Annotated in this window: 6 protein-coding genes; 4 read left to right on the top strand and 2 right to left on the bottom strand. The window is 65.2% G+C overall.

From position 1 onward, the window contains the following. Positions 1 to 28 precede the first annotated feature (28 nt). Positions 29 to 2,827: a [protein-PII] uridylyltransferase gene (locus tag NKI54_RS06495; RefSeq protein ID WP_352591208.1), complete on the bottom strand. Its 2,799-nt coding sequence runs from the start codon at positions 2,825 to 2,827 to the stop codon at positions 29 to 31. A gap of 227 nt (positions 2,828 to 3,054) precedes the next feature. Between NKI54_RS06495 and NKI54_RS06490 the strand changes: the two genes are divergently transcribed. The 3 genes from NKI54_RS06490 to NKI54_RS06480 all read left to right on the top strand — a co-directional run bounded on the left by NKI54_RS06490 (position 3,055) and on the right by NKI54_RS06480 (position 6,944). Continuing rightward, positions 3,055 to 5,559: a heavy metal translocating P-type ATPase gene (locus NKI54_RS06490; RefSeq protein ID WP_352635851.1), complete on the top strand. Its 2,505-nt coding sequence runs from the start codon at positions 3,055 to 3,057 to the stop codon at positions 5,557 to 5,559. A 43-nt stretch (positions 5,560 to 5,602) separates the two neighbouring features. Beyond that, positions 5,603 to 5,989 carry a CopM family metallochaperone gene (gene copM, locus NKI54_RS06485; RefSeq protein WP_352635853.1) on the top strand — a complete coding sequence of 129 codons (387 nt, stop codon included), beginning with the start codon at positions 5,603 to 5,605 and terminating at the stop codon, positions 5,987 to 5,989. Positions 5,990 to 6,098: 109 nt separating this feature from the next. Continuing rightward, the gene (locus NKI54_RS06480) at positions 6,099 to 6,944 is read left to right on the top strand and encodes an aldo/keto reductase (protein WP_352635855.1); all 846 of its coding nucleotides are present in this window, start codon (positions 6,099 to 6,101) and stop codon (positions 6,942 to 6,944) included. A 110-nt stretch (positions 6,945 to 7,054) separates the two neighbouring features. On the opposite strand, the gene mutS is transcribed toward NKI54_RS06480, so the two are convergent. Further along, positions 7,055 to 9,706, bottom strand: coding sequence for a DNA mismatch repair protein MutS (mutS, locus tag NKI54_RS06475; protein WP_352635865.1), 2,652 nt, complete (start codon positions 9,704 to 9,706; stop codon positions 7,055 to 7,057). Positions 9,707 to 9,909: 203 nt separating this feature from the next. Here mutS and NKI54_RS06470 point away from each other — a divergent pair, with 203 nt between their 5' ends. Then, complete coding sequence (locus NKI54_RS06470; RefSeq protein ID WP_352448507.1) at positions 9,910 to 12,189, top strand: NADP-dependent malic enzyme; 2,280 nt, start codon at positions 9,910 to 9,912, stop codon at positions 12,187 to 12,189. The last annotated feature ends 267 nt before the right edge of the window (positions 12,190 to 12,456 follow it).

The following is a 12,456-nucleotide window of genomic DNA, read 5'->3' as shown; positions in this document are numbered from 1 at the left end:
TGCGATTGGGGCAAATGGAAGGTAACAGTCACTCGGCGGCCGTTTTGGTCTTGCCGCGCTCGGACGCCGTGCCCTCGAGCACCGCGATCAGCCTGTTGCGGATGGTCGCCGTACGCGACGGGCTGTCGATCTTCTGGCCGGTGAGATCGGTGACGTAGAACGTGTCGATGACTTTTTCGCCGAAGGTGGTGATGTGGGCCGAGGCGATGTCGAGCGACAGGTCCGACAACATGCCGGTGATCTCCGACAGAAGGCCCGGCCTGTCCAGCCCCTCGACCTCGATCACCGAGAAACGGTTCGACAGCGTGTTGCGGATCTCGGCGCGTGGCGGAATACGGAAAACCTTGGCGCCGCGCCGCGGCTTGGTCCGCTTCTCGATCATTTCGGGCAGCCAGCTCTTGCCCGACAGCACGTCCTCGATCAGCCGGCCGACGCGCTCGGCACGGCGGCGCTCGTCCTCGTCGAGGTCGAACTCCCTCGAGATCAGGATGGTGTCGAGCGCCCGACCATCCGAGGTGGTGAAGATCTGCGCGTCTACGATGTTGCCGCCGGCCGCGGCACAGGCGCCGGCAATCACCGAGAGCAGGCGCGGATGGTCCTGCGCCAGCACCGTGATCTCGGTCACCGCCTCGAACTGGTGGGTTTTCACCATGGTGGCGAGCTTCTTGCCGGCGTGATCGGCCTCGCGGATGAATTCGGCATGGCGGAGCTGGTCGGGAAGATCGACCGCCAGCAGATAGTTCTCGTAGTGCTGGCCGACATAACGCTTGCGGGCCTTTTCCGGCCAGTCGGCAAGCGCCTCGGCCAGTTGTTCGCGCGCCGCCGCCGTCCGTTTGGCGCGCGACACCTCCGAAAACCCGCCGGTCAACAAAAGCTCGGTCTCGTAATAGAGCGTACGCAGCAGCTGGCCCTTCCAGCCGTTCCAGACCCCAGGCCCGACGCCGCGGATATCGCAGACGGTAAGCACAAGCAGCATCTTCAGCCGTTCGACCGACTGCACGATGGCGGCAAAATCCTCGATCGTCTTGCGGTCGTTGAGATCGCGGGTCTGCGCCGTCATCGACATGACGAGGTGGTTCTCGACCAGCCAGGCGACCGTTTCGGTGTCGGCCGGCGAGAGCCCCATATGCGGGCAGATGCGCCGGGCGATCCTGGCGCCGGCTTGCGAATGGTCCTCCGGCCTGCCCTTGGCGATGTCGTGCAGCAGCACGGCGACATAGAGCGCCTCGCGGCTCTTCTTCAGCCCCGGCATCAGCGAGTGGGCGAGTGGATGGATCTTTTCCCCGTCGCCGCGCTCGATCTCGGCCAGCACCCCGATGCAGCGGATGAGGTGCTCGTCCACCGTGTAGTGGTGGTACATCGAGAACTGCATCATGGCGACGATCTTGCCGAAATCCGGGATCAGCTTTGCCAGCAGTCCGGCCTCGTTCATGCGCCGCAGATTGAGCTCGGCATTGCGGTCCGAGGTCAAGATATCGAGGAACAGCCGGTTGGCCTCCTCGTCGCGCCTGAGCGCCTTGCCGACGAGGCCGAGCGAACGGGTCAAAAGCTTCAGCGCATCGGGGTGGAATTCCAGGCCATGCTTGTCGGCAAACCAGAACAGCCTGAGCAGGTTAACCGGATCGCGCTCGAACACCTCGTCGTCGGCAATGTTGATGCGGTGGTTGTCGACGATGAAATCGGCCGTGCCGGCGAGCTTGCGCTTGCGCCGCGAGAAGGTGAGGAAGATGCGGTTGAAGCCCGGCACATGCTTGGCTTGCTCCTCCTCGAGCGCGGCGCAGAAAATGCGGGTTAGGTCGCCGACATCCTTGGCGACGAGGAAGTAGTGCTTCATGAAGCGTTCGACCGCCGACAGGCCGGGATGGGTGGTGTAGCCCAGCCGCTCGGCAATGTCGCGCTGGATGTCGAAATGCAGCCGCTCCTCGGCCTTGCCGGTGAGGAAATGCATGTGGCAGCGCACCGCCCATAGGAAATCCTCGGCCTTCTGGAATTCCCTGTATTCGGCGTCGGTGAAGACGCCCTTGTCGACCAGTTCCTCGCCGGTGCGCACGCGGTAGAAATATTTGGCGATCCAGAACAGCGTCTGCAGGTCGCGCAGGCCGCCCTTGCCGTCCTTGACGTTGGGTTCGACCAGGTAACGGCTCTCGCCGGCCTTGGCGTGGCGCTCGTCGCGTTCGGCGAGCTTGGCCTGGACATATTCGGGGCCGGTGGTGCGCACCACCTCGTGGTCGAAGCGCTGCAAAAGCTCGTCGTAGAGTTTTTGCTCGCCCCACAGGAAGCGCGCCTCCAGGATCGAGGTGCGGATGGTGATGTCGGTGCGCGACAGCCTGAGGCACTCGTCGATGTTGCGGGTGGCGTGGCCGACCTTCAGCCCCAGGTCCCACAGCATGTAGAGCATGTATTCGACGATCTGCTCGCCCCATGGCGTCTGCTTGTAGGGCAGCAGGAACAGCAGGTCGATGTCAGACCCGGGCGCCAGCGTGCCACGGCCATAGCCGCCGACGGCCACGACCGCCATGCGCTCGGCCGATGACGGGTTTTTGACGCGATAGACATGGGTGGCGGCGAAGTCGTAGAGCGCGCGGATGATCTCATCCATCAGATGCGACAGCCGGGCGGCGCAGGCGGTACCGCTGCCATCGTCCATCAGCATGCGTTCGGCGACCGTGCGGCCGTCGGCGAGCCGGCTTTTGAGAAGCTTGAGAACGCCGCTGCGCGCGGCCTTGCCGGAGCCGTCGCCTGCCGTCGCCTCGGTCAGTTCGGTCATCTCGCGGCGCAAGGCTTCGCCGTCGATCAGTTCCTCGAGCTTCAGGGATATTCTTGCCATAAATGCCGTTCGGCCTCGCCGTTTCGGCGGCGTCTATAGCGCGTTTTCGCGGCGCTGGGTATGGGGCGGACGGACGCGTTCTCCGCAGCCGTGGAACGGGACGATCGTCTCATGCCCGCGGCCGGTGCAGTTTGGGCCTGGCCACGAAAAATCGAAATCAGCCCTTGACCTTCCAGTTACTGGAAGCACTACCTCCGCCGCAACACCGAACTACAGGGGCTTTCGGCATGACGCATTCCGATCACCATCATCACGCCCATGGCAGCTGCTGCTCGGCAAAAGGCGTCTCCTCTGCTGCGGACGCCGTCGTCCGCGATCCGGTCTGCGGCATGACCGTCGATCCGGCTGCCGGCAAGCCAACGGCCGAGCATGACGGCCATCGCTATCATTTCTGCAGCGAGAGCTGCCGCGCGAAATTCGTCGCCGAGCCGGAAAAATACCTGACCGCAACCGATCCCGTCTGCGGCATGAGCGTCGATCGCGCCACGGCCAAGCACTTTTTGCGGCACGAGGGCCGGGGCTTCTATTTCTGCTCGGCCGGCTGCAAGGCGAAGTTCGAAGCCGGGCCGGCAAAATATCTCGGCGACAGGCCGGCGCCGCAGCCGATGCCCAAGGGCACGCAATACACCTGCCCGATGCATCCGGAAATCATCCGCGACAAGCCCGGCTCCTGCCCGATCTGCGGCATGGCGCTCGAACCGATGGGCGTGCCGACCGGCGACGAGGGACCTAACCCCGAACTGGTCGACTTCACCAGGCGCTTTTGGGTGAGCGCGGTGCTGTCCGTGCCGTTGCTGCTCATCGCCATGGCGCCGATGCTCGGCCTGACGTTTCAGGCCTTCATCGACGACCGCGCGAAGGTCTGGCTGGAGCTGGCGCTGGCCAGCCCGGTGGTGCTGTGGGCGGCATTCCCGTTCTTCCATCGCGGCTGGAACTCGGTCCTCAACCGCAGCCCCAATATGTGGACGCTGATTTCGCTCGGCGTCGGTGCGGCCTATCTCTACAGCGTCGTCGCCACGCTGTTTCCAGGCCTCTTTCCGCACCAGTTCCGCGGCCATGACGGCACCGTGCCGGTCTATTTCGAGGCGGCGGCGGTGATCGTTGCGCTGGTGTTCCTCGGCCAGGTGCTGGAATTGCGCGCCCGCGAGAAAACCGGGTCGGCGATCCGTGCGCTGCTCGACCTGGCGCCGAAGACGGCGCGGCTGATCGGCGCGGACGGTTCCGAAAACGACGTGCCGCTCGATACGGTCAAGGCCGGCGACCGCCTGCGCATCCGCCCCGGTGACGCCGTGCCGGTCGACGGCATTGTGCTCGAAGGACGCTCTTCCATCGATGAATCGATGATCACAGGCGAGCCGCTGCCGGTCGAGAAGACCGAAGGCGACAACCTCACCGGCGGCACGCTGAACAAGAACGGTTCGCTGATCATGCGCGCCGAAAAGATCGGCGCCGAGACGACGCTGGCGCGCATCGTCGAGCTGGTCGCCAAGGCGCAGCGTTCACGCGCGCCGATCCAGGGGCTGGCCGACCGCGTCTCGTTCTACTTCGTCCCGGCCGTGGTTTTGGTCGCCATCATAGCGTTCGTCGCCTGGGCGATCGTCGGACCGGAACCCAGCCTGGTGTTTGCCATCGTCTCGGCGGTCTCGGTGCTGATCATCGCCTGCCCCTGTGCGCTCGGCCTTGCCACGCCAATGTCGATCATGACCGCCACCGGGCGCGGCGCGCATGCCGGCGTGCTGATCAAGGAAGCGGCGGCGCTCGAGCGCTTTGCCTCGGTCGACACGCTGATCGTCGACAAGACGGGAACGCTGACCGAAGGCCGGCCGCGGCTGACCGACGTCGTCGCCGTCGAGGGCATGGCACAGGACGAGCTGCTGGCGCTCGCCGCCGGGCTGGAAAAAGGCTCGGAGCATCCGCTGGCCGAGGCGATCGTCGACGGCGCCCGCGAACGCGGCGTGAAGGTCCCCGACGCGAGCGGTTTCGAGGCCGTCACCGGCAAGGGTGTTTCCGGCACGGTCTCAGGACAGAAGGTGGCGCTCGGCAATGCCGCGAAGATGGCCGATCTCGGCATCGACACGGCGTCGGTCCTGGCCAGCGCCGGGGCGCTGCAGGCCGACGGCAAGACCGCGATGTTCGTTGCTGTCGGCACCCGGCTCGCCGGCCTCGTCGCCGTCGCCGACCCGATCAAGGCGACGACCGCCGAGGCGATCAAGGCACTGCATGACAGCGGGCTGAAGATCGTCATGGCGACCGGCGACAACGAACGCACGGCGAAAGCCATCGCAGCCAAGCTCGGCATCGACGCGGTGCGTGCCGGGCTCTTGCCCGAACAGAAGAACGCGCTGGTCGAGGAATTGCGTGCCGGCGGTGCCGGCGTCGCCATGGCCGGCGACGGCGTCAACGATGCGCCCGCACTTGCCGCCGCCGATGTCGGCATCGCCATGGGCACAGGCGCCGATGTTGCGGTCGAAAGTGCGGGAATTACGCTGGTCAAGGGCGATCTCAACGGCATCGTCAGGGCGAGGACGCTGGCCCGCGCGACGATCCGCAACATCCGCCAGAACCTGTTTTTCGCTTTCCTCTACAATGTGCTCGGCGTGCCGGTTGCTGCCGGCGTGCTTTATCCGCTCACCGGCACGCTGCTGTCGCCGATGATCGCGGCGGCGGCGATGAGCCTGTCTTCGGTTTCGGTCATCGCCAACGCATTGCGGCTCAGGACGTTGAAACTCTGAGTAAAACTTCCAGATAGACCCTGTTCAAAAAAGGAGACGATGAATGACCTTGGCCAAGAAGATCGTGCTGCTGATGATGGCGGCGGGAATGCTGCTTGCCGTTTTCCTCGAAAGCGTTCCGGCACAAGCCGAGGAGATGAAGCACGACATGGGCGCAATGGGCGCGCAGAGCCCCTCGACCGAGGGCTACAAGGCGGCGATGGACAAGATGCATACCGACATGATGGCAATCGAATATTCCGGCAATGCCGATGTCGATTTCGCCCGCGGCATGATCCCGCATCACCAGGCGGCCATCGACATGGCCAAGATCGAGCTCGCCAATGGCAAGGACCCGGAAATCCGCAAGCTGGCCGAAGCGGTGATCGCCGCGCAGCAGGCCGAGATCAAGCAGATGCAGGACTGGCTTGCCTCCCATCCGGCGAAGTAGGCGTCACGCTATCGAGGAATCCAGGCGAGAGGCTTCACCTGGATTTCTGCTTCGCCTGGATTTCCCTTGGCGGCTATGGTGCTATCCGGGCCTCGGACTGGAGCATGCCATGCCATCGACGATAAGAACGACCTCCCTGCCCTGCGGCGAAGCCGTGCCGGTGCTCGGCCAGGGCACCTGGAAGATGGGCGAAGACGGCCGCCGCCGTGGCGACGAGGCCAATGCCCTGAAGCTCGGGCTGGATCTCGGCATGACGCTGATCGACACCGCCGAAATGTATGCCAGCGGCGGCGCCGAGGAGGTGGTGGCGGAGGCCATCGCCGGGCGCCGCGACGAGGTCTTCCTGGTCTCCAAGGTGCTGCCGTCCAATGCCTCACGTGCCGGCGTGAAACGGGCATGCGAGAACAGCCTGAGGCATCTCGCCACCGACCGCATCGATCTTTATCTGCTGCATTGGCCGGGCAGCGTTCCTTTGATGGAAACGGTAGAGGCGTTCGAAGCGTTGAAGGCGGCCGGCAAGATCCGCCATTGGGGCGTCAGCAATTTCGATACCGATGAGATGGAAGAGCTGGTTCGGTTGCCGGCCGGCGGCAACGTCCAGACCAACCAGGTGCTCTACAATCTGTCGCAGCGCGGCGTCGAGTTCGACCTCGCCCCGTGGAGCCGGCAACGCGGCATGCCGCTGATGGCCTATTCGCCGGTCGATCAGGGGGTATTGGCGCGCAACGCCAGGTTAGATGCCATCGCCGCCCGCCACGGTGCGACGCCGGCGCAGATCGCACTTGCCCGGGTGATGGCGCAGGAGGGCGTGATTGCCATTCCGAAGGCCAGCCGCCCGGAGCATATCCGGCAGAATGTCGCGGCGTTGGAGATCGAGCTCACGAGCGAAGATTTCGCCGAAATTGACCGCGCCTTCCCACCGCCGAGGCGGAAGTCGTGCCTGGCGATGATTTGAGGGGTGGGGCGGAAGGCAAGCCAAAGCAGCGTTCCGTCACACCCCCCTCTGTCCTGCCGGACAGTCCGGCAGGACAGAGGGGGGTGCCGTAGAGCGCTATCGGACGAGCACTATTTCCCCGCCAGCCCCTTCAGCCGGTACAACGCCTCCAGCGCCTCCCTTGGCGTCATCTCGTCGGGATTGATCTCCGCTAGCGCCAAACCCAGCCCATCACTCTTCGCCGGCTTCGACGCTTCCCGCTGCGCCGCCACCGAAAACAGCGGCAGGTCGTCGACCAGACGGTTGGCCTTGCCCGAGACCTCGCCGGCTTCAAGCTGGTGCAGCACTTCCTTGGCCCGGCCGACGACGGCCTCTGGCAGGCCGGCCAGCCGCGCTACCTGGACGCCGTAGGAACGGTCGGCCGCACCCTTGCCGACCTCGTGCAGGAAGACCACGTCGCCCTCCCATTCCTTGACCCGCATGGTGACGTTTGAGAGCCGCGGCAGTTTTCCGGCCAGCGCCGTCATTTCGTGGAAATGCGTGGCGAAGATCGCCCGGCAGCGGTTCTTCTCGTGCAAATATTCGACCGCCGCCCATGCGATCGACAGGCCGTCGAAAGTGGCGGTGCCGCGGCCGATCTCGTCGAGGATGACCAGTGCGCGTTCGCCTGCCTGGTTGAGGATCGCCGCCGTCTCGACCATCTCGACCATGAAGGTGGAGCGGCCGCGCGCCAGATCGTCGGAGGCGCCGACCCGCGAAAACAGCCGGTCGACGACGCCGATATGGGCTGATGCCGCCGGCACGAAGGAGCCGGTCTGGGCGAGGATGGCGATCAGCGCGTTTTGCCTGAGGAAGGTCGATTTGCCGCCCATATTGGGGCCGGTCAGCAGCCAGATCGCGCCGGCCTTGGCATCGCCTTGCGGCGACAGATCGCAATCATTGGCGACGAACGGGCCTTCGCCGGAACGCCGCAGCGCCTGTTCGACCACCGGATGACGTCCACCCGAAATCTCGAAGGCAAGGCTCGCATCGACCAGCGGCCGGCACCAGGCCTCGCTCTCGGAAAGCAAGGCAAGTGCGGCCGAAACGTCGAGCACGGCGAGCGCTTCGGCGCCGGCACGGATCGTGTCGGCCTGGTCGACCACTTCCGCCGTCAGCGCCTCGAAAGCGGCAAGCTCGATCGCCAGCGCCCGGTCGGCGGCGTTGGCGATCTTGGTTTCCAGCTCGGCGAGTTCCGTGGTGGTGAAGCGCATGGCGTTGGCCATGGTCTGGCGATGGATGAAGCGCGCCTTGGCGCCGTCGCTGCCGGTCATCAGCGCATGGTGGTTAGCGGTGACTTCGATATAATAGCCCAGCACATTGTTGTGCCTGATCTTCAGCGAGCGGATGCCGGTCTCGTCGATCAGCGAACGCTCCAGCCCGGCGATCACCTTTCGCGACTCGTCGCGCAGTGCCCGCATCTCGTCGAGTTCGGCGTGGTAGCCGCCGCGGACGAAGCCGCCGTCGCGCCTGAGCAACGGCAGCTCGTCGCTGAGCGCCTGTGCCAGATGCGTCGCCAGATCACTGGGCAGTGCCTTGATAGCTCCCAACGCCGCGGTCAGTTCGGCCGGCAAGGCGGTTTGGCCGAACAGTTCGGCGATGGCGCCGGCCGCTTCGAAACCGGCGCGCAACGCGCCGAGGTCGCGCGGGCCGCCGCGGTTGAGCGCCAGCCTGGATAGCGCGCGCGGCATGTCGGCAACGCTCTTCAGGCTTGCCCGCACCGCCTGGCAAAAACGCGTCTCGGAGCGGAAGAACGACACCGAGTCCAGCCTTGCAGCGATTGCCGCCGGGTCGGTCAGCGGCGCCATCAGCCGGTCGGCGAGCAGTCTTGCGCCGCCACCCGTCACCGTGCGGTCGATCGCCTTGAACAGCGACCCCTCGCGGCTGCCGGACAGCGTGCGCAGCAGCTCCAGATTGGCGCGCGTCGCCGGGTCGATGAACAGCGTCGAACCCTGCTCCTCGCGCTGCGGCCGCGACAGCGGCGGCCGTTCGGCCTTCTGCGTCTTCTCGACATAGGCGATGACGCCTGAGATGGCCGACAGCTCGGCGCGCGAAAACGTGCCGAAACTATCCGGCGTTGCCACCTCGAAGAAGCGGGCGATGCGGCCGGCGGCCGAAGCCGAATCGAACAGCGACGGCGGCTGCGGGCTGGCGACACGGCCGAGCACGTCGAACACCGGTTTCAGCTCCGGGTCGTAAAACACCGGCTCGGCGACGATCAGCTCGCGCGGATCGACGCGGAAGACATCGGCGAGCAGCCGGTCGGCGGTTGTCTCGGCGACGCGGAAGACACCGGTCGAGATCTCGATCCAGGCTAGGGCGAAAGCGTGATCGCTGCTGCCGCCCTTGACCCGTCCCAGCGCCATCAGAAAACTCGATTCCGACGGCGCCAGCAACTTGTCCTCGGTGATGGTGCCGGGCGTTACCAGCCGAACCACGTCGCGGCGCACCACCGATTTGCCGCCGCGCTTCCTGGCCTCCGCCGGATCCTCGATCTGCTCGCAGACAGCGACGCGGAACCCCTGGCCGATCAGCTTCTGCAGATAATCGTCGGCGGCATGCACCGGCACGCCGCACATCGGGATGTCGAGCCCCTGATGCTTGCCGCGCTTGGTCAGCACGATGCCGAGCGCCCGGCTTGCCTTTTCGGCATCGTCGAAGAACAGCTCGTAGAAATCGCCCATGCGGTAGAACAGCAGCGAATCCGGGTTCGCCGCCTTGATCTCGATATACTGCTCCATCATCGGCGTCGCCGGCGCGAAGGCCGGCGTGGCGTTGTCGCTTCGAATGGGCGTCTCGTCGTTCAAGAAGCTGCTTCCAAAATTTTCCAAGCCATGCTTGGCGGTTTACAGCGGCGAAGTGTAGCCTTAATCCCGAACCTTCCACAAAAGAAAGCATGCGCACCCATCTCAAGCGGTGCCGTACGGGCGAGGAAACCAAAAGTACCATGGCCAAGAAAACCGAGAGCAACGGGCCCTCCGTCAGCGCCCAGGAGGCGCTGGAATTCCACGCCATGGGGCGTCCGGGCAAGCTGGAGATCGTCGCCACAAAACCGATGGCGACGCAGCGCGATCTCAGCCTCGCCTATTCGCCGGGCGTCGCGGTTCCGGTTCTCGCCATCGCCGAGGACCCGAGCCGCGCCTTCGACTACACGGTTCGCGGCAACATGGTCGCCGTCATCTCCAACGGCACCGCCATCCTCGGCCTCGGCAATCTCGGCGCGCTGGCATCGAAGCCGGTGATGGAAGGCAAGGCGGTGCTGTTCAAGCGCTTCGCCGATGTCGATTCCATCGACCTCGAGGTCGACACCGAGGATGCCGACGAATTCATCAACTGCGTGCGTTTCCTTGGACCCTCCTTCGGCGGCATCAACCTCGAGGACATCAAGGCACCGGAATGCTTCATCATCGAGCAGCGGCTGCGCGAGCTGATGGACATACCGGTCTTCCATGACGACCAGCACGGCACCGCCATCATCTCGGCTGCCGGCCTGATCAACGCGCTGGAAATCACCGGCCGCGACATGAAGACCACGAAAATGGTCTGCAACGGCGCCGGTGCTGCCGGCATCGCCTGCATCGAATTGATGAAGGCGATGGGCTTTGCGCCTGAGAATATCATCCTTTGCGACACCAAGGGCGTCGTCTTCCAGGGCCGCACCGAAGGCATGAACCAGTGGAAATCGGCGCATGCCGTGAAAACCGGCGCGCGCTCGCTGGCCGAGGCGCTGGACGGCGCCGACGTGTTCCTCGGCCTCTCGGCCAAAGGCACGCTGACCACCAAAATGGTGCAGTCGATGGCCAAGAACCCGATCATCTTCGCCATGGCCAATCCCGACCCCGAGATCACGCCTGAGGAGGTCGCCGAGATCCGCACCGACGCCATCATGGCTACGGGACGGTCCGACTATCCCAACCAGGTCAACAACGTGCTTGGCTTCCCCTACATCTTCCGCGGCGCGCTCGATGTGCGGGCGACCACCATCAATGACGACATGAAGATCGCCGCGGCCAAAGCGCTCGCCGAACTGGCGCGCCAGGACGTGCCCGACGACGTCGCCGCCGCCTATCAGGGCATGCGGCCGAAATTCGGCCCCAACTACATCATCCCGGTGCCGTTCGACCCGCGCCTGATCTCGGCCATTCCGATCGCGGTGGCCAAAGCGGCGATGGACTCCGGCGTCGCGCGCAAGCCGATCCTCGATCTCGACCGCTACGCGCAGGAGCTTTCCGCCCGCCGCGACCCGATCGCCTCGACGCTGCAGCGCATCTACGACCGCGTCCGCCGCCAGCCCAAGCGCATCGTCTTTGCCGAGGGCGAGGAGGAGCAGGTGATGCGCGCCGCCGTCTCCTATGTGAACCAGCGGCTCGGCACCGCCATCCTGCTCGGCCGCGACGACATCATCAAGGAAAACGCCAGGAATGCCGGCATCGATCTCGGCAAGCAAGGCATCGAGATCATCAATGCGCGGCTGTCGCGGCGCAACTCGGTCTACACCGACTATCTCTACGAGCGCATGCAGCGCAAAGGCTTTCTGTTCCGCGACTGCCAGCGGCTGATCAACAACGACCGCAACCATTTCGCCGCCTGCATGGTGGCGCTGGGCGATGCCGACGGCATCGTCACCGGCGTTACCCGTAACTATTCGACGGCGCTCGACGACATCCGCCGCGTCATCGACGCAAGGCCCGGCCACTGCGTCATCGGCGTGTCGATCGTGCTCGCGCGCGGTCGCACCGTCCTCGTTGCCGACACCGCGGTGCACGACATGCCTGATGCCGTCGAGATCGCCGACATCGCCGAGGAGGCCGCCGGCTTCGCCCGCCGCATGGGCTACGAGCCGAGGCTCGCCATGCTCGCCTATTCGACCTTCGGCCATCCGCAGGGCGAACGCTCCGAGCGCGTCCAGGAAGCGGTGCGCATCCTCGACAAGCGCCGCGTCGATTTCGAGTATGACGGCGAGATGGCCGCCGACGTGGCGCTCAACGCCCGCGCCATGGCGCAGTACCCGTTCATCAGGCTGACCGGCCCGGCCAATGTGCTGATCATGCCGGCCTTCCACTCGGCCTCCATCTCGACCAAGATGCTGCAGGAGCTCGGCGGCTCGACCGTCATCGGCCCGCTGCTGGTCGGCCTGAACAAGCCGGTTCAGATCGTCTCGCTGAATGCCAAGGACAGCGACATCGTGAATATGGCGGCGATCGCGGCGTATAGCGCGGGGGCTTGAGGAGCGGGGGCAGCAGCAGCGCCTCTCCCTTCTCCCCCTGTGGGAGAAGGTGGCCGAGCGAAGCTCGGTCGGATGAGGGGTGCTCCAGCTTGGCAAGGACGGCACTCCGTCCAGCACCCCTCAACCGTCTTGGCGCTGCGCGCCGATCCACCTTCTCCCACAGGGAGGGCTTTGCACGGGAAGCGAAATCCTGGTTGGTGAGTTAATGGGGCTTTTTTGAAGGCCGGGAAAGCAGTTTTCGACGGCTTGGTATGGCATCGACCGGCA

The organism is Mesorhizobium sp. M0663 (genome assembly GCF_040320585.1).
GTDB lineage: Bacteria > Pseudomonadota > Alphaproteobacteria > Rhizobiales > Rhizobiaceae > Mesorhizobium.
Note: the sequence above shows the minus strand (reverse complement) of the source record. Positions and strands in the feature narration are given on the sequence as shown.